Source organism: Micromonospora sp. NPDC000121 (genome assembly GCF_042899165.1).
In the GTDB taxonomy this organism is placed as follows: Bacteria; Actinomycetota; Actinomycetes; order Mycobacteriales; family Micromonosporaceae; genus Micromonospora.
Window position 1 is genome coordinate 337,288 of the sequence record NZ_JBIAZP010000005.1, and the last position, 25,226, is coordinate 362,513.

The 25,226-nt window shown below is 74.1% G+C and carries 23 protein-coding genes and 1 pseudogene; 6 read left to right on the forward strand and 18 right to left on the reverse strand.

The features are described from left to right. Positions 1–3 precede the first annotated feature (3 nt). The 9 genes and pseudogenes from lepB (ACFY23_RS17485) to proS all read right to left on the reverse strand — a co-directional run bounded on the left by lepB (ACFY23_RS17485) (position 4) and on the right by proS (position 6,652). Positions 4–624, reverse strand: coding sequence for a signal peptidase I (gene lepB / locus ACFY23_RS17485; RefSeq protein WP_350680393.1), 621 nt, complete (start codon positions 622–624; stop codon positions 4–6). A 9-nt stretch (positions 625–633) separates the two neighbouring features. Beyond that, positions 634–1,511, reverse strand: a pseudogene (lepB, locus tag ACFY23_RS17490) (signal peptidase I). Positions 1,512–1,695: 184 nt separating this feature from the next. After that, a complete protein-coding gene (gene rplS, locus ACFY23_RS17495) occupies positions 1,696–2,052 on the reverse strand; it encodes a 50S ribosomal protein L19 (RefSeq protein ID WP_089001547.1) in 357 nt (118 codons plus the stop codon). A 141-nt stretch (positions 2,053–2,193) separates the two neighbouring features. After that, a complete protein-coding gene (trmD, locus tag ACFY23_RS17500; protein WP_350680395.1) occupies positions 2,194–2,967 on the reverse strand; it encodes a tRNA (guanosine(37)-N1)-methyltransferase TrmD in 774 nt (257 codons plus the stop codon). A 20-nt stretch (positions 2,968–2,987) separates the two neighbouring features. Beyond that, complete coding sequence (gene rimM, locus ACFY23_RS17505) at positions 2,988–3,542, reverse strand: ribosome maturation factor RimM (RefSeq protein ID WP_350680457.1); 555 nt, start codon at positions 3,540–3,542, stop codon at positions 2,988–2,990. A 2-nt stretch (positions 3,543–3,544) separates the two neighbouring features. After that, positions 3,545–3,805: an RNA-binding protein gene (locus ACFY23_RS17510; RefSeq protein ID WP_350680397.1), complete on the reverse strand. Its 261-nt coding sequence runs from the start codon at positions 3,803–3,805 to the stop codon at positions 3,545–3,547. Then, complete coding sequence (rpsP, locus tag ACFY23_RS17515; RefSeq protein ID WP_350680399.1) at positions 3,780–4,238, reverse strand: 30S ribosomal protein S16; 459 nt, start codon at positions 4,236–4,238, stop codon at positions 3,780–3,782. The genes ACFY23_RS17510 and rpsP overlap by 26 nt, the downstream gene beginning before the upstream one ends. Before the next feature lie 247 nt (positions 4,239–4,485). Continuing rightward, on the reverse strand, positions 4,486–5,133 hold the full coding sequence (locus tag ACFY23_RS17520; RefSeq protein WP_350680401.1) for a DUF402 domain-containing protein: 648 nt from the start codon (positions 5,131–5,133) through the stop codon (positions 4,486–4,488). A gap of 112 nt (positions 5,134–5,245) precedes the next feature. After that, a complete protein-coding gene (proS, locus tag ACFY23_RS17525; protein WP_350680403.1) occupies positions 5,246–6,652 on the reverse strand; it encodes a proline--tRNA ligase in 1,407 nt (468 codons plus the stop codon). 113 nt (positions 6,653–6,765) lie between these two features. Between proS and ACFY23_RS17530 the strand changes: the two genes are divergently transcribed. Further along, positions 6,766–7,362 (forward strand): TetR family transcriptional regulator, encoded by a 597-nt coding sequence (locus ACFY23_RS17530; RefSeq protein WP_350680405.1) that lies wholly within the window; start codon positions 6,766–6,768, stop codon positions 7,360–7,362. Between the two features lie 122 nt (positions 7,363–7,484). On the opposite strand, the gene ACFY23_RS17535 is transcribed toward ACFY23_RS17530, so the two are convergent. After that, entirely contained in the window at positions 7,485–8,564 is a 1,080-nt protein-coding gene (locus ACFY23_RS17535) for an amidohydrolase family protein (protein ID WP_350680407.1), read from the reverse strand. Positions 8,565–8,776: 212 nt separating this feature from the next. Here ACFY23_RS17535 and ACFY23_RS17540 point away from each other — a divergent pair, with 212 nt between their 5' ends. Further along, positions 8,777–8,938, forward strand: a complete 162-nt coding sequence (locus ACFY23_RS17540) for a hypothetical protein (RefSeq protein WP_350680409.1) — start codon at positions 8,777–8,779, stop codon at positions 8,936–8,938. A gap of 113 nt (positions 8,939–9,051) precedes the next feature. Here the strand turns inward: ACFY23_RS17540 and ffh are convergent, their stop codons facing one another. The 6 genes from ffh to ftsY all read right to left on the reverse strand — a co-directional run bounded on the left by ffh (position 9,052) and on the right by ftsY (position 17,287). Continuing rightward, positions 9,052–10,596 carry a signal recognition particle protein gene (ffh, locus tag ACFY23_RS17545; RefSeq protein ID WP_350680411.1) on the reverse strand — a complete coding sequence of 515 codons (1,545 nt, stop codon included), beginning with the start codon at positions 10,594–10,596 and terminating at the stop codon, positions 9,052–9,054. Between the two features lie 220 nt (positions 10,597–10,816). Further along, positions 10,817–13,174, reverse strand: a complete 2,358-nt coding sequence (locus tag ACFY23_RS17550; RefSeq protein WP_350680413.1) for a [protein-PII] uridylyltransferase — start codon at positions 13,172–13,174, stop codon at positions 10,817–10,819. A 16-nt stretch (positions 13,175–13,190) separates the two neighbouring features. Continuing rightward, positions 13,191–13,529: a P-II family nitrogen regulator gene (locus tag ACFY23_RS17555; protein ID WP_350680459.1), complete on the reverse strand. Its 339-nt coding sequence runs from the start codon at positions 13,527–13,529 to the stop codon at positions 13,191–13,193. Between the two features lie 25 nt (positions 13,530–13,554). Continuing rightward, on the reverse strand, positions 13,555–14,979 hold the full coding sequence (locus tag ACFY23_RS17560) for an ammonium transporter (RefSeq protein ID WP_350680415.1): 1,425 nt from the start codon (positions 14,977–14,979) through the stop codon (positions 13,555–13,557). 249 nt (positions 14,980–15,228) lie between these two features. Next, complete coding sequence (locus tag ACFY23_RS17565; protein WP_350680417.1) at positions 15,229–16,092, reverse strand: aminoglycoside phosphotransferase family protein; 864 nt, start codon at positions 16,090–16,092, stop codon at positions 15,229–15,231. A 7-nt stretch (positions 16,093–16,099) separates the two neighbouring features. Next, positions 16,100–17,287, reverse strand: coding sequence for a signal recognition particle-docking protein FtsY (ftsY, locus tag ACFY23_RS17570; protein ID WP_350680419.1), 1,188 nt, complete (start codon positions 17,285–17,287; stop codon positions 16,100–16,102). A gap of 151 nt (positions 17,288–17,438) precedes the next feature. Between ftsY and ACFY23_RS17575 the strand changes: the two genes are divergently transcribed. The 4 genes from ACFY23_RS17575 to ACFY23_RS17590 all read left to right on the forward strand — a co-directional run bounded on the left by ACFY23_RS17575 (position 17,439) and on the right by ACFY23_RS17590 (position 20,778). Next, positions 17,439–19,151, forward strand: a complete 1,713-nt coding sequence (locus ACFY23_RS17575) for an alkaline phosphatase D family protein (protein WP_350680421.1) — start codon at positions 17,439–17,441, stop codon at positions 19,149–19,151. A gap of 24 nt (positions 19,152–19,175) precedes the next feature. After that, on the forward strand, positions 19,176–19,616 hold the full coding sequence (locus tag ACFY23_RS17580; protein WP_350680423.1) for a MarR family transcriptional regulator: 441 nt from the start codon (positions 19,176–19,178) through the stop codon (positions 19,614–19,616). A gap of 66 nt (positions 19,617–19,682) precedes the next feature. After that, positions 19,683–20,177, forward strand: a complete 495-nt coding sequence (locus tag ACFY23_RS17585) for a universal stress protein (RefSeq protein WP_350680425.1) — start codon at positions 19,683–19,685, stop codon at positions 20,175–20,177. Positions 20,178–20,256: 79 nt separating this feature from the next. Beyond that, complete coding sequence (locus ACFY23_RS17590) at positions 20,257–20,778, forward strand: DinB family protein (RefSeq protein ID WP_350680427.1); 522 nt, start codon at positions 20,257–20,259, stop codon at positions 20,776–20,778. Positions 20,779–20,895: 117 nt separating this feature from the next. On the opposite strand, the gene ACFY23_RS17595 is transcribed toward ACFY23_RS17590, so the two are convergent. After that, positions 20,896–21,519 (reverse strand): HAD-IA family hydrolase, encoded by a 624-nt coding sequence (locus ACFY23_RS17595; protein ID WP_350680429.1) that lies wholly within the window; start codon positions 21,517–21,519, stop codon positions 20,896–20,898. Beyond that, complete coding sequence (gene smc / locus ACFY23_RS17600; protein ID WP_350680431.1) at positions 21,519–25,133, reverse strand: chromosome segregation protein SMC; 3,615 nt, start codon at positions 25,131–25,133, stop codon at positions 21,519–21,521. The genes ACFY23_RS17595 and smc overlap by 1 nt, the downstream gene beginning before the upstream one ends. Positions 25,134–25,226: the final 93 nt, after the last annotated feature.

The following is a 25,226-nucleotide window of genomic DNA, read 5'->3' on the forward strand; positions in this document are numbered from 1 at the left end:
CCCCTACGGCTCGGGGATGCCCTCGAACTCCTTCGGGACGCTCAGCCAGGTGGCCCGGTTGACCGGCCAGAAGACGGTGAAGGCCCGCCCGACGACCTCGTCCTCGGGGATGGTCGCCTTGGTGATGTCCTGCTCGGACTGCTGCCAGTGCTGCAGGGAGTCGCCCGACGCCTCGCGGTGGTCGCCCATCACCCAGAGCCGTCCCTCCGGGACGGTGATGTCGAACTCCTCGGCGGTCTTGTCCCCCGGGTAGATGTACGGCTCGTCCAGCGGCTTGCCGTTGATCACCAGCCGCTCCTGCGGGTCGCAGCAGACCACGTGGTCGCCGCCGACGCCGATGACCCGCTTGATGAAGTCCTCGCCGTCGGGGTTGCTGCTCCACTCCAGGGGCGCCTTGAAGACGATCACCTCGCCGCGGTGCGGGGACCGGAAGTCGTAGACCAGCTTGTTGACCAGCACCCGATCGTCGATCTGGAGCGTGTTCTCCATGGACGGAGAGGGGATGAAGAAGGTCTGCAGCACGAAGGCTCGCACCAGCACCGCGACCAGGATCGCCACGCCCAGGAGGATGGGCAGCTCCTTCCAGAAGGAACTGCGGGGCTTGTCGGTCTGCTCGTCAATCACGGATGGAGCCTACGTTGCCCGGCTGGACGCCACCGTCCGGAACGCGCGAGAACGGCCAGCGCGGCCACGAACGGGACGAGCAGCACCACCCCGCCGCCCGGCGTGGGACGCACCGGGGGCGGGGCCCCGGTGGAGGCGGCGGGCGGGTCGGCGACGTCGTCGAAGGTGGCCGGCACCGACAGCGCGCTCCACCGCGACGACGGCCAGACCACCGTGAAGGCGCGGCCCACCACGTTGTCGATCGGCACCGTCCCCTGGCAGCGGGCGTCCTGGGAGACCAGTCGGTGGTCGCCCATCACGAAGATCTGCCCGGGCGGGACCACGACCTCCTCGAAGCGCCGGGACCGGCACTCGCGGGGGTTCGGCGGGATGTCGAGCGGCGAGTCCCGGATGACGTACGACGACTCGTCGAGCGGCGTGCCGTTGACCAGCACGCGGCCCTGGGCGTCGCAGCACTTGACGCGGTCGCCGGGCAGCGCGATGACCCGCTTGATGAAGTCCTTCTCGCCGGGGCGGCTGACGCCGACCAGGTCGCCGACCGTCCGGCCGAGCTTGCCCACGAACCCGGGTTCCGGCTGCTGCTCGTCGACCTGTGGGGCCCAGCGGTCGGTGCCCCGGAAGACGACCACCTCGCCCCGCACCGGGTCGCGTACGTCGTAGACGACCTTGTTGACCAGGACCCGGTCGCCGACGAGGAGCGTGTCCTCCATCGAACCGGACGGGATGAAGAACGCCTGGAGCAGGAAGGTGCGGATCAGCACCGCGAGGCAGAACGCGACGACCAGCAGCAGTGGCAGCTCCTGCCAGAGCGGCATCTGGCGGCGGGGACGTCGCGCCCGGCGGCGCCACGGGTCGACGGCGCCGTCCTCGTCCAGCGTCTGCACCACGCCACTCTCCGGTCAGCAGATATGACAACTACCGCCCGGGCGCCTCGTCGAGGCCCCCCGGGCGGTAGTGGACGTCTCCCCGCCCTCGTGGCGGGACGCCGCCCGGCTGCGCCCGTACGACCAGGGTAGTGCGGTCCGGTCGGTACGACACACGCGCAGCTCAGGCGGCGTGGCGAGCGTGAGGTCAGCTGGGCTGCTTCTCGCGCTTCTCCTTGATCTTGGCCTTCTTGCCCCGCAGCTCGCGCAGGTAGTAGAGCTTGGCGCGACGCACGTCACCGCGGGTCACGACCTCGATCCGGTCGATGGCCGGGCTGTTGATCGGGTAGGTGCGCTCGACACCGACACCGAAGCTGATCTTGCGGACCGAGAAGGTCTCGCGCAGACCGTCACCCTGGCGGCGGATGACGACGCCCTGGAAGATCTGGACACGGGACCGGTTGCCCTCGACGACCCGGGCGTGCACCTTGACGGTGTCACCGGCACGGAAATCGGGGAGGTCGGTCCGCTTCGACTGGGCGTCAAGGGCGTCCAGGATGTTCATCGCTGCGTCCTCGTGAGGCTCACGGCGCACCGTCAGTCGATGCGCGGATGGGTGATTCTGATCCCCGGGTGTGGTCGGTGGCCCGACCTCGGTCGAGGATCCTCGCAGCCGTCCGCGGCGCGGCCGGTTGCGGCAACCCCTCTACTTTGCCACATCCCCCGGAGGCAACTGAAATCCGGCCCCGTCCAGCGCGGCGACGTCCCGCTTGTCCAGGCGCTCCGGGTCGAGCGCGGCGAGCATGTCCGGGCGGCGCCGGGCGGTGCGGATCAGCGCCTGGTCCCGCCGCCAGCGGGCGATCCGCCCGTGGTCGCCGGAGCGGAGCACCTCCGGCACCTCCAGCCCGCGCCAGGTCGCCGGCTTGGTGTACATGGGGGCCTCCAGCAGCCCGTGGGCGTGCGACTCCTCGTCCAGCGAGCCGGCGTTGCCGAGCACGCCGGGCAGCAGCCGGGTGACCGCCTCCAGGATCACCAGGACGGCCACCTCCCCGCCGAAGAGGACGTAGTCGCCGAGGGAGACCTCGGTCACCGGCATCCGGGTGGCGGCGTGGTCGAGCACCCGCTGGTCGATGCCCTCGTACCGGCCGCAGGCGAAGAGCAGGTGCGGCTCGGCGGCCAGCTCGTGGGCCATCGCCTGGGTGAAGCGGGCACCCGTCGGCGCGGGCACCACCAGCCGGGGCGGGGGCGCCTCCGCCGGGGCGAGGGCGTCGAGCGCCTCGCCCCACGGCTCCGGCCGCATCACCATGCCGGGCCCGCCGCCGTACGGGGTGTCGTCGACCGTGCGGTGCACGTCGTGGGTCCAGCTCCGCAGGTCGTGTACGGCCAGCCGCAGCGTGCCGTTCGCCCGCGCCCTGCCGATCAGCGACAGGTCCAGCGGGGCGAAGTACTCCGGAAAGATCGACACGATGTCGACGCGCATGCGGGGATGCTCCAGCGGTTCTACAGATCGAGCAGACCGGCCGGCGGGTCGACGACGACGCGACCGCCGGCGAGGTCAACCTCGGGGACGATCGCCTTGACGAACGGAATGAGCGCGGTGCGGCCCTCGGGACGGCGCAGCACCAGCAGGTCGGAGGCGGGGGCGTGGTCGATCCGGGCCACCTCGCCCAGCCGCTCGCCGCCCGGGGTCACCACGGCCAGCCCGACGAGCTGGTGGTCGTGGAACTCCTCCGGGTCCTCCGGCGGGGCGACGTCGGCGCTGTCGACCGCGACGAGCGTGCCGCGCAGCGCCTCGGCGACGTCCCGGTCCAGCACGCCCTCGAACGCCACCAGCAGCCGCCCCTGGTGCCAGCGGGCGGACTCCACGGTCAGCTCGGCGGGAACCCGGAAGGGCTCGCCGTGCTCGGGCGCGGCCTGCTGCGGCGGCGCCGCTCCCGGCTCGGTACGCAGTACCGAGCCGGGAGCGAAGCGCGCTTCGGGTTCGTCGGTCCGCACCTCCACGGTGACCTCACCGCGGATCCCGTGCGGCTTGCCGATCCTGCCGACGATGAGCAGCATCAGTACGAGTCGACGATGTCGACGCGCACGCCGCGCCCGCCGATGGAGCCGATCACCTGGCGCAGCGCCTTGGCGGTCCGGCCGGACCGCCCGATCACCGTGCCGAGGTCCTCCGGGTGCACGCGGACTTCGAGCCGCTTGCCCCGGCGGGAGTCGACCAGCCGGACGCGCACGTCATCGGGGTGGTCGACGATGCCCTTGACCAGGTGCTCCAACGCCGGACGCAGTGCCATGTCAGGCCTGCTCGCCGGAGTCCGCACCGGCCTGCTCCTCGGTCTTCGGCGCCTCCTCGGCGGCCGGAGCCTCGGCCTTGGCGGCCTTCTTGGCGGGCTTGGCCGGGGCCTCGGCCAGCCCGGCGGCGGCCTTCGCCTCGGCCTCGTACGCCGCGGTGCGGTCGACCCGCTCCGCGGCGACCTTCAGCGGCGGCGGGGCCGGCAGGCCCTTGAACTTCTGCCAGTCACCGGTCAGCTCCAGCAGCCGCTGCACCGCCTCGCTCGGCTGGGCGCCGACGGACAGCCAGTACTGGACCCGCTCCGACTTGACCTCGATCACCGAAGGGTCTTCCTTCGGCTGGTAGACCCCGACGAACTCGATCGCCCGGCCGTCGCGCTTGGTGCGCGAGTCGGCGACGACGATGCGGTACTGCGGGTTGCGGATCTTGCCCATCCGCAGGAGCCGGATCTTTACGGCCACAGTTGTTTCGCTCCTGTTGCGATCTCACCAGCCCGACGAGGGCGGTGCACGGGTGAGCGCCGACCGGCACAGTGGGGTTTGGGCCGGAGACTGCTCGGTGGACTGGCGCGGTGCCCGGGTTAGAGGGCGCCGGACACACGCCGGATACCAGCCAGCCATTCTGCCAGATCCGGCCCGGATCTCTCACACCGGACCGCCCGGGGTCACCCGTGGACCGACGGAAGTGACCGAAAGCACACCTGACAGCTCAGCGCGCCGGCGGGCGGTCCCAGCCGGGCGGAAGCTCGTCGGGGGTGGTCCACTCCGGCGGCGGGGCGAAGTCGCACCAGGTGCCGTCGAAGGGAAACTCCCCCGCCTCGGCCAGCGCGATAACCCGCTTGCCCTCGGCCCGGACGGCGTCGGGATCGGCGACCCAGTAGTGCTCGGGGAAGGCGAGCCGCTCGACGAACTCGTCCTCGTCCTTCCACTCCCAGCCCAGGTCCGGCCGGACGACCACGTCGAGATCCTGGTCCACCATGTCGACCCCGGCGAGCGCCCCGTCGTCCCAGCGCACCCCGGGCTCCTCCAGGTTGACGTACCAGGCGGCGAAGCGGTCGTGCGCGTCGCGGAACCACCAGACCGAATGGGCCGCCCCGGCCGGCAGGAACTTCAGCACGGGCGGGCCGTTCCACCGGCCGGCGGCCAGGCGGTAGGACGAGGAGACCCACTCGGCGAACGGCACCGCCCGCATGCCCAGCCCGGCCTCGGTCACCTCGCTCGCCACGGGCGAGTTCCGGGCCACCCAGAGCAGCAGGCCCCGGTCGTCGTCGCTGACCACCCGGGCGGCGCGCACCCAGCCGATCCGGCCCCGGCGCACGTTGCGGTGCACGATCAGCCGCCCCGGTTCGAATCTCACACCCCGACCCTACCGCTGCCCGCCCCGCGAGCCCGCCCACCCGCTCCGGGTGTCAGGAAGGGCCCCTTCCTCTACCTCAGGCGTCAGGAAGGGCCCCTTCCTCACACGGCGCTCAGTAGGCGCGGGCCAGGATGGCGACGAGGTCCGGCTCGTCCTCGGAGTCGGGCACGGAACCGTCGGCGCGAAGCAGGCAGCGCACGGTGACGCCCTGCCCGTTGGCCTCCGCCTCGCCCTGGACGCCGACCGCCGACCACGGCACCCGGGCCCAGCCGGTGGCGGCCGCCTCGATCGCCTCGGCCAGGGTCGACACCTCGACCGTGCGGGACTGGCGGTGCGCCAGGGCCTGGTCATGCAGCGCCTGCTGGTCGGCGTCGAGGGCGGCCAGCACGGTGGTGACCACGTCGGCCACGGCCGTCGGGGACTTCGAGCCGTCGGTGCGCCGGACCACGACCGCGTTGCCGGCGGCCAGGTCGCGGGGACCGACCTCGACGCGTACCGGATAGCCGCGCAGCTCGGCGTCGACGGCCCGGCGGCCGAACGGGGTGTCGGTGCGGTCGTCGAGCGCGACCCGGACGCCGGCGTCGCGCAGCGCGTCACGCAGCTTGGCCGCCGCCTCGCCGACCCCCTCGCCGTCCTTGACCACCATGACGTACGCCTGCACCGGCGCCAGCTTCGGCGGCACCCGCAGGCCGTTGTCGTCGCCGTGGCACATGATCAGGCCGCCGAGCATCCGGGTCGAGGTGCCCCAGGAGGTCGTCCAGGCGTGCTCCCGGCCGCCCTCGGCCGAGGAGTAGCTGATGTCGAACGCCTTGGCGAAGTTCTGCCCCAGCTCGTGGCTGGTGCCGAGCTGGAGGGCCTTGCCGTCGCCCATCATGCCTTCGCAGGTGTAGGTGGCGGTCGCGCCGGCGAAGCGCTCACGGGCCGTCTTCAGGCCGACGACCACCGGGATGCCCAGCACGTTGACCATCAGGTCCTCGTACGCCTCGTGCAGGATCCGGCGGGCGTAGGCCCGCGCGTCGGAGCGGGTGGCGTGCGCGGTGTGCCCCTCCTGCCACAGGAACTCGCTGGTGCGCAGGAAGACCCGGGGGCGCAGCTCCCAGCGGACCACGTTGGCCCACTGGTTGAGCAGCAGCGGCAGGTCCCGGTAGGAGTCGATCCACTTGGCCATGAACTCGCCGATGACGGTCTCGCTGGTGGGGCGCACCACGACCGGCTCGGCGAGCTGCTTGCCGCCGCCGTGGGTGACCACCGCGAGCTCCGGCGAGAAGCCCTCGACGTGCTCGGCCTCGCGCTTGAGGTAGCTCTCGGGGATGAAGAGCGGGAAGTACGCGTTCTCCGCGCCCGCCGCCTTGATCCGGGCGTCCATCTCGGCCTGCATCCGCTCCCAGATGGCGTAACCGGCCGGTCGGATGACCATGGTCCCCCGGACCGGGCCGTTGTCGGCCAGCTTCGCCTTGGCGATCAGGTCCTGGTACCAGCGGGGAAAGTCCTCCGCACGGGGAGTGAGCACGCGTGCCATGACCGCACATCCTATGCGTCGGCCGTCCGGACGGCGCGATCGGGCACGGTGTCGTCGTCAGCTACCGGGACGGCCGGGTGCGGCGGGCCGGGGGCGTACGCCACCATGGCAGCGTGAACAACGGCAGCCGGTCCAGGGACGCGATCGTCGATGCCGCCCGGTCCCTGACGGTCGCGAGCGGCTGGGACGGCGTCCGGATGGGTGCCGTCGCCCGGGCGGCCGGGGTCAGCCGGCAGACGGTCTACAACGAGTTCGGCAGCAAGGCGGGGCTGGCCGAGGCGCTCGCCCGGCGGGAGGTCGACCGGTTCGTCGGCGACGTGCGCGCCCTCCTACGCGCCCACGGCGACGACGTCCGGGCGGCCGCGCACGCCACCATCTCGCACACCCTCACGCAGGCGGCCGGCGACCCGTTGATCAAGGCAGTGCTGACCAGCACCGGGGGCGGTTCCGACGAGCTGCTGCCCTACCTGACCACCCGGTCGGAGCTGGTCCTGACCGAGGCCACCGAGGCGCTGCTGGAGTGGGCCGACGAGGTGCTGCCGGGCGCCGACCGGGCCGCGGTCGCCTACGCCACGGACTCGGTCGTCCGGTTGGTGATCAGCCACATCATCCTGCCCGGCGCCCCGGTCGCACAGACCGCCGCCCGCCTCGCCGACCTGGCGGTGTACCTGCTCCTGCACGCGGTCACCCAGGGCGCCCACACCGACTGACCGCCGCCCGCCTCGCCGACCCGGCGGTGCACCCGCTCCTGCCCGGGGCGCCCACACCGACTGACCGGCGCGGCACCGGAGCGGGATCGGCCATGCGCCGGCTCGCCGGCGGGCACGGCGGGTCAGCGGACGACGCGACCGCGCAGCACGATGCGGGCGGGGCTGCGCACGGCGCGCAGGTCGGCGCGCGGGTCCTCGGGATAGACGACGAGGTCCGCCAGGCCGCCCTCGACCAGGCCGGGGAAGCCCAGCCACTCGCGCCCCCGCCAGGACGCGGCGGCGAGGACGTCCACCGCCGGCATGCCGGCCTGCTCGTGCAGCAGCAGCATCTCCTCGGCGGCCAGGCCGTGGTCGATGCCGCCGCCGGCGTCCGTGCCCACGTAGATCGGCACCCCCGCCTCGTACGCGGCCCGCACCACCTCGGGGAAGCGGTCGCGCAGGGCGAGCATGTGGTCGGCGTACCCGGGGAACTTGGGCCGGGCCTGCTCGGCGATCCCGCCGAACGTGCGGATGTTGATCATCGTGGGGACCAGGGCGGTGCCCTGCCGGGCCATCAGGTCGACCAGGTCGAGGCTCAGGCCCGTGCCGTGCTCGACCGAGTCCACCCCGGCACGCACCATGATCTCCACGGCCGACTCGCTGAAGGTGTGCACCGCGGCGCGTACCCCCGCGGCGTGCGCGGCCGCGACGGCCGCGGTCATCGTGTCGGCGTCCCAGGACGGCTCCAGGTCCCCCACGCCCCGGTCGATCCAGTCACCGACCAGCTTGACCCAGCCGTTGCCGGCGGCCGCCTGCGCGGCGACCGTGTCGGCGACCTCCGCCGCGCCGACCTCCACACCGATGTCGCGCAGGTAGCGCTTCGGCGGCGCGACGTGCCGGCCGGCGCGCGCCAGGCGCGGCAGCCCCGGCTCGTCGTCGAGTTCCGGGTACGGGTACGGCGAGCCGGCGTCGCGGATGGCGAGCACCCCGGCGCCGACGTCGGTGCGGGCCAGCTCGCGGGCCTGGTCGAGGGAGGTGATCGGCGCGCCGCCCCGGGCGATGCCGATGTGGCAGTGCGCGTCGACCAGGCCGGGCAGCACGAAGCCGCCGTCGGCGATCGTCTCCGCGCCGGGCACCGGTTCGAAGGTGACCCGGTCACCGACCAGCCAGAGATCCCGGACCTCGTCGTCGGGTAGCAGCACACCACGCACATGCAGAGCCATGTGCACAGTCCTACCGGATCACGCCCGGTCGTGCCTCGGCAGGCCGCCCCGCGCGCCACCGGGTCGTCTGCGGCCTGCTGCTGTCGTCCACCCGGACCGAGCACCGGCGGTTCACCCGGACCGGGTGGGGCCGGCTCACCCGGCCCCGGTGAACGGTGGTTGGTACCGCGAGGGCGGTCGCTCGCCGTCCACGCCGAAGAGGAGGTCTCCAGATGAGCACGCCGATTCCGAACGACCGACGGGTGCCGAACTACCTGCGGCAGAGCGGCCGGCCGGAGTTGACGCCGCGGCAGCGGCGTCGCGTCGCGCACAAGCAGGCGCGGCTGGACAGCGTGACGGGTCGACGCCCGCCGAAGCCGGCACCGGGACGGTGACCCGCGACCGGGTGGCGGCCGGCCGCCGCCCGGCCCGGGGCGGCCGGTAGCCGCGTCGCCGCCTCGGGGCGGCCGGGGAGGCGGCGGCACTCGCCGGCGGTGCCGGCCGGGGGTCAGCGCTTGCCGTCGCCCTTGCCCAGCTTGTTGAAGTCGATCTTCGGCAGCTTGAAGCCCGGGGGCAGGCCCTGGCCGGCGGCCAGGTCGTTCGGGTCCATGCCCGGCGGGAGCTGCGGCATGCCGCCCGGGAAGCCGCCCGGCATCCCCGCGCCGGCGCGCGGCCGCCCGCCGCCCTTGGTGCCCTTGCGCTTGTTCTTCGGCGACTTGGTCGCCTTGCGCCGGCCACCGGGCAGCCCCATCATGCCGCCCATCTGCTTCATCATCTTCTGCGCGTCGGCGAAGCGGTTGAGCAGCTGGTTGACGTCCATCACCGTGACGCCTGAGCCGTTGGCGATGCGGGCCCGGCGGGAGCCGTTGATGATCTTCGGGTTGGTGCGCTCGGCCGGGGTCATCGACCGGATGATCGCGGTGACCCGGTCGAAGTGCTTGTCGTCCAGCTCGGCGAGCTGGTCCTTCATCTGCCCCATGCCCGGCATCATGGCCAGCACGTTGGCGATCGGGCCCATCCGGCGGACCGCGATGAGCTGGTCGAGGAAGTCCTCCAGGGTGAACTGCTCGCCGCCCATCAGCTTGGCGGTCATCTTCTCCTTCTGATCGGCGTCGAAGGCCTGCTCGGCCTGCTCGATCAGAGTGAGGACGTCGCCCATGCCCAGGATCCGGCTGGCCATCCGGTCCGGGTGGAAGACGTCGAAGTCCTCCAGCTTCTCGCCGGTGGAGGCGAACAGGATCGGCTGGCCGGTGACCTCCCGGACCGACAGCGCGGCGCCACCGCGGGCGTCGCCGTCGAGCTTGGAGAGGACCACGCCGGTGATGCCGACGCCGTCGCGGAACGCCTCGGCGGTGCGTACCGCGTCCTGGCCGACCATCGCGTCGATGACGAAGATGACCTCTTCGGGGTCGACCGCGTCGCGGATGTCGGCGGCCTGCTGCATCATCTCCGCGTCGATGCCGAGCCGGCCGGCGGTGTCGACGATGACGATGTCCCGGGCCGCCCGCTTCGCGTGCTCGATCGAGGCGCGGGCGACCTGCACCGGGTCGCCGACACCGTTGCCGGGCTCGGGGGCGTACACCTCGACGCCGGCGCGGCCACCGAGCACCTGGAGCTGCCCGACGGCGTTGGGCCGCTGGAGGTCGGCGGCGACCAGCAGCGGCTGGTGGCCCTGGGCCTTGAGCCAGCGGGCCAGCTTGCCCGCGAGGGTGGTCTTGCCGGAACCCTGGAGACCGGCCAGCATGATCACGGTCGGCGGCTGCTTGGCGAACTGGAGCCGCCGCCCCTCGCCACCGAGCACGTTGACCAGCTCGTCGTTGACGATCTTGATGATCTGCTGGGCGGGATTGAGCGCCTGCGAGACCTCGGCGCCGCGCGCCCGCTCCTTGACGTTCGCGATGAAGCCCTTGACCACCGGCAGCGCGACGTCCGCCTCCAGCAGTGCGAGGCGGATCTCGCGCGCGGTGGCGTCGATGTCGGCGTCGGTGAGCCGACCCTTGCCGCGGAGCTTGGTGAAGATCCCGGACAGGCGGTCACTCAAGGTGTCAAACACGCGAACATCCCGTTTGTCAGTGTTCCGGTAGGCACGACGGCGACCGGGCGAGGCGCCCGGCCACCGCTAGGGTATCCGGCCGCCCGCATGACCGCTCCTGGCCGGGCGCAGGCGGGGCGGCGGGCCCGGGCCACGAGCCGCCCCGTCCAGGCCGCCGGCCCGGTCCTCGCGGGCACCGTGTTGGCAGCTCCCTCTGTCGCGGACGTCGACCGGGCCCTCCTCAGACCGCGGCCAGCACCGCGGCCTCCAGCCGGGCCCGGGCGGCGTCGTCCGGCCACCCGCCGACGAGGTAGAACGCGTCCACCACGTCCCCGCCGAGGGTGGAGATGCGCGCCGCGCGCACCTGGGCGCCGGCCTCGTCGAGGGCGCAGGTGACCCGGTAGAGCAGGCCCGCCGCGTCGGCGGCGCGCAGCTCCAGCAGCACGGCGTCGGTGGCCGCCTCCCGGTGCCAGACGACCCTCGGCGCGGCGCCCCCGGCCCGCGCCGCCAGGGCCCGGCCGCGCAGCCGCTGGGTGACCGAGACGTCGCCGTTGACCGCGCGGCGCAGGTCGGCGCCGAGGGCGATCGGGTCGGGCGCCAGGCCGTAGCGGGGCTGCACCCGGCACTCGACCAGGGCCCGGCCGTCGACCGTGGAGGCGTCGGCGGAGATCACCTCCAGCCGGTGCAGGGCCAGGCACCCGGCCACCGTCGCGAGCAGGCCGCGCCGGTCCGCCGCGGCCACCGCCACCCGGTCCCCCGTCAGGTGTACGACCGGCAGGGGCTCCGCCAACAGCGCCGGGTCCGGGGCGGGCGGGGCGGGCAGCGCGCCGGTGTCCAGCGCGGTGCGGACCCTGGCGACCAGCTCAGCGACCAGCCGGCCCTTCCAGTCCGACCAGGCGGCCGGCCCGGTGGCCGCGGCGTCGGCGCGGACCAGGGCGTGCAGCAGGTCCAGGGTGGTGGTGTCGCCGACTCGCTCGGCCACCCCGGAGATGGTGACCGCGTCGGCGAGGTCCCGCCGGGTGGCCACGTCGGGCAGGAGCAGGTGCAGCCGGACCAGCGTGCCGATCAGCGCCGCCTCCGGCGCGGGCAGGCCGATCCGGGCGGCCACCGCCTCGGCCAGCGGCGCGCCGATGGTGCTGTGGTCCCCCGGCAGCCCCTTGCCGATGTCGTGCAGCAGGGCGCCGAGCAGCAGCAGGTCGGGGCGGTCCACCTCGCGGGTGTGCCGGCCGGCCTCGGACGCGGTCTGCACGAGGTGCCGGTCGAGGGTGAACCGGTGCACCGGGTTGTGCTGCGGGAGGCTGCGCAGCCGGGTCCACTCGGGCAGCCAGCCCTCGACCAGCCCGTACCGGTCGCAGGTCTCCCAGGCCGGCACCAGGCCGGGACCGGCGCCGAGCAGGGTGACGAGCGCGGCCCGGGCCTCGGCCGGCCACGGCGCCGGCAGCGGCGGGCAGTACGCGGCCAGCCACTCGCAGGTGGCCCGGGCGATCGGCAGTCGGGTGGTGGCCGCGGCGGCGGCGACCCGCAGCGACAGGCTCGGGTCCGGTCGCGCGCCGATCGCGGTACGGGCCAGCACCAGCTCGCCGTCGTGCTCCACGACGTCCCGGGCCACCGGCCGGCGCACCGGACGCCCGTCGGCCCCCCGCCGGCGGCCCAAGCGGAGCCGGTCGGCGGCGCGGAAGGCGTCGTCGAGGGCGTGACTGACGGTCCGCGCGTCTCCCGCCACCCGGCGCAGCAGCGCGTCGCCGTCCTCGGCGACGGCCCCGGCCCGCGGGCCGGCGTCGGTCGCGCCGGACGAGGATCGGCGCGGCCCCGCGTCGGGCGCGGGCTGGCGCAGCCCGAGCAGCGCGGCGACGCCGTCGCGTTCCTGGGCGAGCAGCCGGTCGACCCGGCGGCCGACCTGCACGTGCAGCGCGTCCCGGGTGTCCAGCAGTCGCCGGTGCGCGGCGCGGACGGCGGGGCGCAGGGCGTCGGTGATCCCGGCGGTGGCGATCGCCCGCAGGATGCCCACGTCGCGCAGCCCGCCGGCGGCCTCCTTCAGGTCGCCCTCGAGCAGGAAGGCCAGCTCGCCGTGGGCCTCCCAGCGGGCGGCGGTGATCTCGCGCAGCCCGGGGAGCTGCCGTACGGCGGTGCGCCGCCAGTGGTCGGCGGCGGACCGGACGAGCGTGTCGGCGAGCGCGGCGTCCCCGGCGACCAGCCGCGCGTCGAGCAGCCCCAGGGCGACCTTCACGTCGTCCTGGGCGACCGACAGCGCCTCGGCGACGGTGCGGACGGAGTGGTCCAGCCGCAGCCCGGCGTCCCAGACGGGATACCAGAGCGCCGCGGCGAGCTCGTCCACGCCGGGCACCCCGGCGTGCAGCAGCACGAGGTCGAGGTCGCCGTGCGGGGCGCACTGCCGCCGTCCCAGCCCGCCGACGGCGACGAGCGCCACGCCGGGCCGGTCCGGCAGCAGAGCGCGCAGCCACCGGTCGTGGGCGTCGGCGCGCGCGGCCCGGGCCGCCTCCCCGACACCCCCGTCCACGCCGACGACCCCGCCGACCGAAAGGGCCGGGCCGCCGTTGCCGGCGTGGCCCGACGCGGTCCTCCCGGTCGTCGAGGTCATGTCGGTCGTGGCCCGGTCAGAGCGCGTCGAGGCCGCGCTCGCCGGTGCGGACCCGGACGACCTCGTCGACCGAGGTCACCCAGACCTTCCCGTCGCCGATCTTGCCGGTCCGGGCGGCGGTGACGACGGCGTCGACGATCTTCTCCACGTCGATCTCGTCGGTGAGCACCTCCACCCGGATCTTGGGCAGGAACTCGACCGTGTACTCGGCACCCCGGTAGACCTCGGTGTGCCCCTTCTGCCGGCCGTAGCCCTGGACCTCGCTGACGGTCAGGCCGGCCACGCCGAGGGCGTGCAGGGCCTCCTTCACCGCGTCCAGCTGGTACGGCTTGATGACCGCGGTCACCAGCTTCATGTCCAACCCCTCCATCACAGGAACGTTAACCGGCGACCTTCTCGTCGGCCGGCTCGGCGGCCGGCTCGGCGGGCGACGCGGCGGGCGCGGCCGGTGCCGCCGTCTGCTTGGCACCGGTCAGCCCGGCCATGGCGAAGGCGCTGCCGCCCCCGCTGCCCGCGGCCGGCGACAGGTCGTAGCCGCTCTCGGCGTGCTCGGCGATGTCGATGCCGCCGATCTCGTCCTCGGCGCGGAGCCGGAAGCCGATGGTCTTCTCGATCGCGAGGGCGAGCACCCAGGCCACCGCGAAGGACCAGGCGGTGACGATCAGGCCGGCCAGGGCCTGCCGGCCGAGCTGGGTCGCCCCACCACCGTAGAACAGGCCGTCCGAGGCGCCGATGACGTCGGTGATCGCGCCGTTGACCGAGTTGGTGGCGAACAGGCCGAGCCAGAGCGAGCCGATCCAGCCGCCGACGAAGTGCACGCCGACCACGTCGAGCGAGTCGTCGTAGCCGAGCTTGTACTTGAGGCTGATCGCCAGCGCGCAGACCGCCCCGGCGACGACGCCGAGCAGCACCGCCGCCCAGGGCGCGATGAAGCCGCAGGCCGGGGTGATGGCGACCAGGCCGGCGACGGCGCCGGACGAGGCGCCCACCATCGTCGGCTTCCGGTCCTTGATCCACTCGACGGCGATCCAGCCGAGCACCGCGGCGGCGGTGGCGAGCTGGGTGTTGATGAAGGCCAGGCCGGCGACCGAGTCGACGGTGAGCTCGGAACCGGCGTTGAAGCCGAACCAGCCGAACCAGAGCAGCCCGGCGCCGAGCGCGACGAGCGGGATGTTGTGCGGCTTCATGCCCTCCCGGGGCCAGCCGAGCCGCTTGCCGAGCACCAGCACCAGGGCCAGGGCCGCCGCGCCGGCGTTGATGTGCACGGCGGTGCCGCCGGCGAAGTCGAGCGCGTGGATGTCGCCGCCGATGATGCCGCCGCCCCACACCCAGTGCGCGACCGGGAAGTAGACCAGCGTCGCCCAGCCGAACGCGAACAGCAGCCAGCCGGCGAACTTCGCCCGGTCGGAGATCGCGCCGCTGATCAGCGCGACGGTGATCACGGCGAAGACCATCTGGAAGGCCATGAACACGTAGAGCGGGACGCCGATGCCGCTCGGGTTCTCCGCCGTCGCGCCCCAGAGGTCGGTCTCGGCGAGGAAGGTCTTGGTGCCGAGGTAGGCGCCCGGGTCGCCCCAGAAGCCGTTGACATCGCTGCCGAACGCGATGCTGAAACCGTAGAACCACCACAAAACAGAGATGAGCCCGATCGCGGAGAAGCTCATCATCATCATGTTCAGAACACCCTTGGCCCGGTTCAGGCCGCCGTAGAACAGCGCCAGTCCGGGCGTCATGAGCAGCACGAGCGCCGTCGACACCAGCAACCAGACGGTGTTGCCGGAATCGATCGTGGGTGCGTCAGGCACGCCGGCCTCCTAAAGGTGAAGTCCCTCCTTTCCGGCTTCCGGGGCAGCGTCGCCCGTACGCCGGATGCGCGGAAGCCTGCTCGCTCCCTGTTTCCCCGAACGTCACCCGTCGATTTCCGGACGGTGACGGCTTGTTTCGGACGTGTGAAGACACCCTCACCGCCCGGGCGGGCCGGGCGGCGGGTTCGCCCTGGCCGGGGGCCGGGCGGCACGGACCGCTCGGCCCGGCGCCCGGGCGGCACGGACCGGTCAGCGCAGCGCGTACTCCAGGGCGTTGCGCTCGTAGTCCAGCAGCCGCAGGTCCCGCATCGGCCGGCGCAGGTGCCCCTTGTGCACGATCCGGACGAAGGCCGGCTCGCCGGCGGCGGCCATCCGGCGGATGCCCTCGACGTGGTCCACGATCCGCTTGCGGATGGTCCGGATCAGCCGGTGCCGGTCCCGCGGGATCAGCCCGTACGCGTCGGCGAAGAGGCGCAGCCGGCGCGGCCGGTCGGGGTGCTTCCAGCCGAGCGTGATCGAGTCCCGGTCGGAGAAGATCGGCACCCACGTCCAGGCCGCGTACGCCACGTCGTAGATGCGGGCGCCGGGCGAGGCGAGGTCGAAGTCGATCAGCCCGAGCGTGCCGTCGGGCCGCCAGATGACGTTGTGCGGGGCGGCGTCGTGGTGGCAGATCACCTCGGTGTCCGGCGGCGGCGGGCCGAACGAGCGCCACACCGCCCCCGGCGGCGGCACGAAGCCGTACTGGGCGTCGTGGAACATCCGCAGCATGGTGGCGACGGTGACCAGGGCCTCGTCGGTGACCCAGTGCGGGGCCAGCGGGTATTCCCCGCACTCCCCCTCCAGGTACGACAGGACCTCCCGGTTGCGCTCGTCCATGCCGAGCGCGCGGGGGGCGCCGGTGAACCCGACGTACTCCAGGTGGCGCAGCAGGGCGTGCACCGACGGCGTCCACGGCCCGGCGTTGCGCCGGACCGTGTCGCCGACCCGCACCACGGTGCTGACGTTCCCGCCGTGCAGCGGGATCTCCTGCGAAGTCACGTACGGTCTCCCGAGGCGCTGCGACGGGTGGCTGGGGTCGCGCCACCCGGCGTAGGCGCGATCGTCGGTCGTCACTGCGAGGTTACGCCTCCCGGGCGAGCGGCTCGGTACCGAGCAGCGCGTCGACGAACTGCGCGGGGTCGAACGGCGCGAGGTCGTCCTTGCCCTCGCCGAGCCCGACCAGCTTCACCGGGATGCCCAGCTTGCGCTGCACGGCGATCACGATGCCGCCCTTGGCGGTGCCGTCGAGCTTGGTGAGCACCACGCCGGTCACGTTGACCACCTCGGTGAAGACGCGGGCCTGCTCCAGCCCGTTCTGCCCGGTGGTGGCGTCCAGGATCAGGATCGTCTCGTCGATCGGGCCGTGCTTCTCCACCACCCGCTTGACCTTGCCCAGCTCGTCCATCAGGCCGACCTTGTTCTGCAGCCGGCCGGCCGTGTCGATGAGCACCGTGTCCACGCCGGTGTCGATGCCGCGCTTGACCGCGTCGAAGGCGACGCTGGCCGGGTCGGCCCCCTCCGGACCGCGCACGGTCTCGGCCCCGACGCGACTGGCCCAGGTCTCCAGCTGGTCGGCGGCGGCGGCCCGGAAGGTGTCGGCCGCGCCGAGGATCACGCTCCGGCCGTCGGCGACCAGCACCCGGGCGACCTTGCCGCAGGTGGTGGTCTTGCCGGCGCCGTTGACGCCGACCACCAGCAGCACCGCCGGCACGCCGTCCTTGGGCGCGGTGTGCAGCGAGCGGTCCAGGGTCGGGTCGAGGGCGTTGACCAGCTCCGCGGCGAGCAGGGCGCGCAGCTCGGTGCCGGACCGGGTGCCGAGCACCCGGGTGCGCTCGCGCAGCCGGTCGACGATCTCCCGGGTCGCGTCGATGCCGACGTCGGCGGTGATCAGGCTGTCCTCGATCTCCTCCCAGGTGTCCTCGTCCAGGTGGTCGCGGCTGAGCAGGCCGAGCAGGCTCCTGCCGAAGACGTTCTGCGAGCGGGACAGCCGGGAGCGCAGGCGGACCAGCCGCCCGGCGGTCGGCTCGGGGACCTCCAGCACCGGGGCCGGGGCCTCCACGACCGGCGGCTCCACCAGGATCCCGGTGGACAGTTCGGCCTCCGGCGCCTGCACCGGCGGCCCGGCGAGGTCCTCCTCGGCCCGGGTCTCGACCTCCGTCTCGGGCAGCGGCGGCTCCGGGCGCCGGCGCAGCCGCGGCACGACCAGCCCGATGCCGCCAAGGATCAGCACGCCGAGCAGGGCGAGTGCGATGAGGAGGTATTCGGTCATGCCGGAATCCTGTCAGATGCCGGCGAAGCTGTCCCAGCCACCGCTCCCGACGGGCCCGTCCGGGGGCCGGCGGTAGGCTGCGTCACAGCCAGCAGTGGTGCGACCGCCGGCCGGGTAGTAAAGATGAAGTCCGCTCGTCTGGAGGTCGACCATGCCCGCGGCACACCTGCTGATCGGCCCGTTGCTGCGGCGGGTGGTCGACACGCGGGCCACCGTCTGGGTCGAGACCAGCGCGCCCGCCGTGGTCACCGTCCGCACCGCCGACGGCGCCCGCGGCACCGCGCCCACCTTCTCCGCGTACGACCACCACTACGCGCTCGTGGTGGTGGAGGGGCTCACGCCCGACAGCGCCACCAGCTACGAGGTGCTGATCGACGACGAGGTGGCCTGGCCGGTGCCGAAGAGCGGGTTTCCGCCCAGCGTCATCCGCACCCGGGCGGCCGACGACCTCGACCAGCCGGTCCGGTTGATCTTCGGCTCGTGCCGGGAGACCACCCAGCACGCCACCACCCGCCGGCTGCCCCCGGACGCGCTCGACGCGTACGCCCGGCGGCTGATGGCCGACCCCGACCCGGCCGGCCTGCCCGACCTGCTGGTGCTCCTCGGCGACCAGGTCTACGCGGACGTGACCTCCCCCACCGTGCGGCGGCTGCTGAAGCGGCGCCGCCGGCGGCCGAGGGGCGCACCCCGCGACCAGGTGGTCAGCTTCGACGAGTACACCAAGCTCTACCTGGAGTCCTGGCGCGACCCGGAGATCCGCTGGCTGCTCTCCACCGTGCCGAGCGTGATGATCTTCGACGACCACGAGATCATCGACGACTGGAACACCTCGGCCGCCTGGCGGGCGGACATGCGCGAGCAGCCCTGGTGGGCGGAGCGGATCGCCAGCGGCCTCGCCTCCTACTGGGTCTACCAGCACCTGGGCAACCTCTCCCCCGACGAGATCGCCGCCGACCCGGTCTTCGCGAAGGTCAGCGCGGCGGAGGACGCCACCGGCGTGCTGCGCGAGTTCGGCCAGCGGGTCGACACCGAGGCCGACCTCGCCCACGACACCGAGCGGTGGCGGGCCGTGCAGTACCAGTGGAGCTACGCGCTGGACCTGGGCCGGACCCGGCTGGTGATGCTGGACAACCGGTGCAGCCGGGTGCTGGAGCCCGGCCAGCGGGCGATGCTGCCCCCGGGCGAGTGGTCGTGGTTCCTCGACCGGGCCCACGGCGTCTACGACCACCTCGTGGTGGGCGCCTCGCTGCCCTGGCTGCTGCCGCCGGGCATCCACCACGTGGAGGCGTGGAACGAGAAGCTCGCCGACTCGCGGCGGCGCTGGGTCGGGCGGCTGTCGGAGAAGCTGCGCCGAGGGCTGGACCTGGAGCACTGGGCCGCGTTCCGCCGCTCGTTCGAGGCGCTCGGCGCGCTGTTCGCCCGGATCGGCAGCGGCACCCCCGGCGAGCCCGGCGACCGGGTCGGGGCCGGGCCCGCGTACGCGCCACCGGCGTCGATCAGCGTGCTCTCCGGCGACGTGCACCACTCGTACGTGGCGCGGGCCCGGTTCGACGACCGGAGCGTGGTCACCCCCGTGCACCAGCTCACCTGCTCACCCATCCACAACCAGGTGCCCGCGGGGATGCGCCCGCTGATGCGGCTGGGCTGGTCGCCCGGGCCGGCCGGGGCCACCCGGGCGCTCGCCCGCTCGGCCGGGGTGCGCCGCCCGCCGTTGCGCTGGAAGCGGCTGGCCGGCCCGTACTTCGGCAACGCGGTCGCCACGCTGGTGCACACCGGGCGGACGGCCGAGGTGACGATCGAGGGCACCACCAGTGACGGCCACCTGCGCGAGGTGATGCGGCAGCGCCTGGCCCGGGGCGCCTGAACCGCCCGCCGTACCCTGACCACCGTGGACGAGCACCTGCCGGAGGCGATGCGGGCGGTCGAGCACGAACTGACGGCCCTGCTGCGCCGGGGGCGCGCGGTCTCCTGGGAGATCGCCCGGGAGGTGCACCCCAGCCTGGAGCCCAACGCGTACGGGCTGCTGCTGTGGCTGCGCCGGTGCGGCTCGGTCCGGCTCACCGACCTGGCCGCCCGCCTCGGCGTCGGCAAGGGGACGCTGAGCCGGCAGATCCACGGGCTGGAGGGCCTGGGCCTGGTCCGGCGCGACCCGGACCCGACCGACCGGCGCGCCGCCCGGCTCAGCCTGACCGAGGAGGGGCAGCGCCGGTTCGACGCCGCGCAGGGCGGCCGGCTCGAACGCTTCCGGCAGACCCTGGGCACCTGGTCGGCGGCGGACGTCGGGGACTTCGCCCGGCTGCTGCGCCGCTTCAACGAGGAGTACTTCTAGGCCGCCGGAATAGGGCGTCGGCCGGCCAGGTTGTTGCCTAGGGCAACCGGAGAGGACGGAGCTGGCATGAGCACGGACGCCCCGGAACGGGAGGAGTACGGCCCCCGCACCCGGCCGGGGCCCTACGAGCGCGGCACGGACGGGCCGAAGGTGGTGCTGGTCGGCGTGGACGGCACCCGCACCTCGGAGCGTGCCGGCTGGTACGCGGCCGGGCTCGCCCGCCGGCAGGGCTCCGCCCTGGTGGTGGTCCACGTCAGCCCCGTGCCCGGGCTGACCACGCTCGTGCCGGGCCTGGACGCCGGGGAGGTGCAGCGCTGCCACGACGAGCTGACCGCGGAGCTGCGCCGGGAGTGCCGGCGCGGCGCCGAGGAGCTCGGCCTGCCGGTCACCTTCCTGCGCCGGCGCGGGGACGCGTACGCCGAACTGCGCGCGGCGGCCGACGAGTTCCGGGCGGATCTGGTGGTCGTCGGCTCCTCCGAGCGGGCCGGACACCGGCTGGTCGGCTCGGTCGCCACCCGCCTGGTCCGGGCCGGCCGCTGGCCGGTCGTCGTGGTGCCCTGACACGTCGCGGCGCCCTGAGGTCGCGGTGCGGCGGATATGCGGTCGCGGCTTGTCGGCCGTGCCGGCGAGGATGGCCGGCATGACCTGGAGAGCACCGGAGATCGCCCGGACCCCCGAGCCGTACGTCGGCGACGAACGCACCATCCTGGAAGGCTGGCTGGACTACCACCGGCAGACGCTGCTGCTCAAGTGCGCCGGGCTGACCGCCGAGCAGTTGCGGACGCCGAGCGTCGAGCCCTCCGGGCTGACCCTGCTCGGGCTGGTCCGGCACCTGGCCGAGGTGGAGGCCTGGTGGTTCCGGGAGAACTTCGCCGGCGAGCGCGTCGACTACCCCTACTACACCCCCGACAACCCGGACGCCGACCACGACGTCAGCGCCGCCGACGCCGAGGCCGACTTCGCCACCTTCCACCGGGAGGTGGAGCTGGCCCGGGCCGCCGCGGCGGGCCGCTCGCTCGACGACACCTTCACCGAGGTCGGCCCGAAGCGCCGGACGTTCAACCTGCGCTGGGTCTACGTGCACATGATCGAGGAGTACGCCCGGCACAACGGCCACGCCGACCTGATCCGCGAACGCATCGACGGCGTCACCGGCGACTGACCACCCGGGGGCGCGCCGCGCCAAGGCTCCCCGGTGCCGCTCGACGGCACCGGGAGCCCCGCGCCGTCGGCCCGGCGGCCCCGCGCCACGGCCGAGCGGACCAGCCGGGGCAGCGCCTCAGTACGCCAGCGCCGCCCGCAGGTAGCGCAGGTCCTCGGAGCGGCCGGTCCAGCGGAACGCCGACAGCCCGGCGGCCCGGGCGCCGCGCACCGACCAGTCCTCGTCGTCGACGAAGAGCACCCGGTCCGGCGGGGTGGCCACCGCCTGGCAGGCGGCCTGGAAGTACTCCTTGGCCGGCTTGTTCACCCCGAGCCGGTACGAGCTGACCACCACGTCGACCTCGCCGACCAGGCCGAGCGCGGCCAGGTCCTCGTCGAGCAGGTCGGTGGCGTTGGTGGCGAGGCCGACCGGGAGGCCGCCGGCGCGTACCTCGCGGACGAAGTCGAGCACCTCGGTGTCCACCTCGCCCCGGTAGCGCTGCCACTGCTCGACCGCGGCCCGGGCGCGCTCCGGCCCACCGGCCGGCCCGGCCAGCGCGTCGGCCACGCTGGCCATCCAGTCGGCGTGGCTGACCTGGCCGGTGAGCACCGGCTGGAGCCGCCCCCACTGCATGGCGATCTCGGTGAGCACGCCCTCGGACAGGCCGTACTCCCGCTCCACGCCGGCGGCCACCGCCGGGTCCCAGCGTCGCAGGACGCCGTCGAAGTCCACCAGGAGCGCCGTGGCGCGTTCCCGACCCACTACTCGTTCTCCTCGCCGCGGCCGCGCCGCTCGTCGTCCCCGTCGGCCCGGTTGAGCCGTTGGCTGATCACCTGGGTCACCCCGTTGCGCATGGTCACGCCGTACAGGGCGTCGGCGACCTCCATCGTCCGCTTCTGGTGCGTGATGACGATGAGTTGGCTCTTCTCCCGCAACTGGGCCAGCAGCGTGATCAGCCGGCCCAGGTTGACGTCGTCGAGCGCCGCCTCCACCTCGTCCATGATGTAGAACGGGCTGGGCCGGGCGCGGAAGATCGCCACCAGCATCGCCACCGCGGTGAGCGACCGCTCGCCGCCGGAGAGCAGCGACAGCCGCTTGATCTTCTTGCCCGGCGGGCGGGCCTCCACCTCGACGCCGGTGGTGAGCAGGTCCTCCGGGTCGGTGAGCACGAGCCGGCCCTCGCCGCCGGGGAAGAGCACGGTGAAGACCTGCTGGAACTCCCGGGCCGTGTCCTCGAACGCGCTGGCGAAGACCTCCAGGATCCGGTCGTCGACGTCCTTGACCACGGTGAGCAGGTCGCGGCGGGTGGCCTTGAGGTCCTCCAACTGCTCGGAGAGGAACTTGTAGCGCTCCTCCAGCGCGGCGAACTCCTCCAGCGCGAGCGGGTTGACCTTGCCGAGCAGGCTCAGTTCCCGTTCCGCCTTGGCGGCCCGCTTCTCCTGCACCGGCCGCTCGTAGCGCACCGGCTCGGGCACCGGCAGGCCGTCCCGCTCGGCCGCCGCCACGTCCGCCTGGGTGGGCGGGACGGGCTGCTGCGGGCCGTACTCGGCGACCAGGGTCTCCACGTCCAGCCCGAAGTCCTCCGCGGCCTTCGCCTCCAACTGCTCGATGCGCAGCCGCTGCTCGGCGCGGGCCACCTCGTCCCGGTGCACCTGGCTGGTCAGCCGCTCCAGCTCCGCGCCGAGCCGCTTGGCCGCGCCGCGTACCTCCTGCAGCTCGGCCTCGCGGGAGGCGCGCTCGCGCGCCACGGCGTCGCGGTGCTCCTCGGCGGCGGCGATGGAGGTGGTCAGCCGGCTGAGGGCCTCGCGGGCGCCGCCCGCCACCGCCCGGGCGATCCCCGCGCCGCGGGTCCGCGCCGCCCGCCGCGCCGCGGCGCGTTCCCGCGCCGCCCGCTCGGCGGTGGCCTGCCGGCGCAGCGAGTCGGCGCGGCCGGCGATCGAGGAGACCCGCTCCTCGGCGGTACGCACCGCCAGCCGGACCTCCATCTCGTTCTGCCGCGCCTGCGGCACCATCGCGGCGAGCTGGTCGCGTTCCTCGGTGGAGGGTTCCGCGTCGACCGGGGTCTCCTCGGCCAGCCGCAGCCGTTCCTCCAGCTCGGCCAGCGTGAGCAGGTCACGCTCCCGGGCCGCCTCGGCGCGCGCCCGGGACTCGCCGAGCCGGTCGGTCTCGGCCTTCGCGGAGCGGGCGGCCGCGCCCAGCTCGGCCAGCCGCCGGGCGGCGGCGTTGCGGTGGCTCTCCGCCTCCCGCTTGGCGGCGGCGGCGTGCTGCACCGTCTCCTTGGCGGCGGCCACCTCGGCGCGGGCGTCGACGAGCTGTTCGCGCAGCTCCGCGCCGGTCCGCTCGGCCGCGAGCCGGTTCGACCGGGCCTCCTCGACCGCCGCCTGCACCTCGATGAAGCTGGGCGCCTTGGCCGACCCGCCGGCCGCCGCGTACGCGCCCACCACGTCGCCGTCCGGGGTGACGGCGCGCAGCTCGGGATTGCCGGCGACCACCTCGGTCGCGGCGGCGAGGTCGTCGACCAGCACCACGTCGCGCAGCGCCCGGTGCACCGCCGGCCGGAGCTGCGGGGAGCACTCCACCAGGTCGGGCGCCCAGCGGGCGCCGTCGGGCAGCTTCGGCCGCAGCGCGTCGGGGTGGGCGTCCATGCCCGGGCCGGCGGGGCTGCCCACCAGCAGGCCCGCCCGGCCGGCGTCGGAGATCTTCAGCAGCCGCATCGCCTCGACGGCCTCGTCGACGCCGCTGACCGCGACCGCGTCGGCGAGCCCGCCGAGCGCGGCGGCGAGCGCGGCCTCCTGCCCGGGGGCGACGGTGAGCAGCCCGGCCAGGCTGCCCAGCAGGCCCGGGACCTCGTCGGCGCGGGCCAGCAGCGCGCCCGCCCCGTCCTTGCGGCGCAGGCCCAGGGCGAGCGCCTCCTCCCGGGCCTTCCAGGTGGCGGCGTCCTTCTCCGCCGATCGCTCGGCGTCGGTCAGCGACCGCACGGTGGCCTGCGCCCGCTCCAGGGCGGCGGCGGCCTCGGCGTGCCGGGCGTCGAGGTCGGCGTTGTCCCGGTCCGCCTCGGTGGACTGCTCGGCCACCGCGTCGAGTTCGGCCTGCGCCTGCTCGGCCCGGGCCAGGGCGTCGGCGTGCGCGGCGGCGAGCCGTTCGATCTCCTCGCCCGCGCTGGTGGTCCGCGCCCGGGCGGAGTTGACCTGGCCGGTCAGCCGGGCCAGCCCCTCCCGCCGGTCGGCGATCGCCTTGGCGGCGGCGACCAGCTCGCGTTCGGCGGCGGCGAGCTGCCGTTCCAGCTCCTGGCGGTGCTCCACCGCCTCGGCGAGCCGGATCTGGTCGTCGGTGAGCGCGGCGCGCAGCTCCTCCTCCTGCTCGCGGACCCGCTCGGCCTCGGCCTCCAACTGGTTCGGGTCGCGGCCGGGGCGCTCGTCGTCGGGGGTGGCGCTGAGGTGCCGCAGCCGCTCCCGGGCGAGCTGCTCGATGGAGCGGAACCGCTCGGAGAGGGCGGAGAGCTTGTACCAGGTGTCCTGCGCGGCGGCGAGCAGCGGCGCGTCCTCGGCGAGGACCGCCTCCAGCTCGGCGAGCCGGGCCTGCACCTCGGTGTGCTCGGCCTCGACCTGCTCGCGCCGCTCGCGCACCGCGGTCTCGTCGGCGATCTCCCGGTCCAGGGTGGCACGCAGGGTGGCCAGGTCGTCGGCGAGCAACCGCAGCCGGGCGTCGCGCAGGTTCGCCTGGATGGCGGCGGCGCGGCGGGCCACCTCGGCCTGCCGGCCCAGCGGCTTGAGCTGGCGGCGCAGCTCGGCGGTGAGGTCGGTGAGCCGGTTGAGGTTGGTCTGCATCGCGTCGAGCTTCCGCAGCGCCTTCTCCTTGCGCTTGCGGTGCTTGAGGACGCCGGCCGCCTCCTCGATGAACGCCCGCCGGTCCTCCGGCTTGGCGTGCAGCATGCCGTCGAGCCGTCCCTGCCCGACGATGATGTGCATCTCCCGGCCGATGCCGGAGTCCGACAGCAGCTCCTGGATGTCGAGCAGCCGGCAGGAGTCGCCGTTGATCTCGTACTCGCTCTCGCCGGAGCGGAACATCCGACGGGTGATGGAGACCTCGGTGTACTCGATCGGCAGCGCGCCGTCGGTGTTGTCGATCGTCAGGGTCACCTCGGCCCGGCCCAGCGGGGCGCGACCGGCGGTGCCGGCGAAGATGACGTCCTCCATCTTGCCGCCGCGCAGCGCCTTGGCGCCCTGCTCGCCGAGCACCCAGGCGATGGCGTCGACGACGTTGGACTTGCCGGAGCCGTTCGGGCCGACCACGCAGGTGATCCCGGGCTCCAGCTTCAGCGTCGTCGCGGAGGCGAAGGACTTGAAGCCCTTCACCGTCAGGCTCTTGAGATGCACCTTCTCGATCCTCGTCCGGTGGCCGCCGTACCGTCGCCGGCTGCGCGGACCTGGGTTAACCCGCAGACTAACCCGCGGCCGACGGCAGCCCGG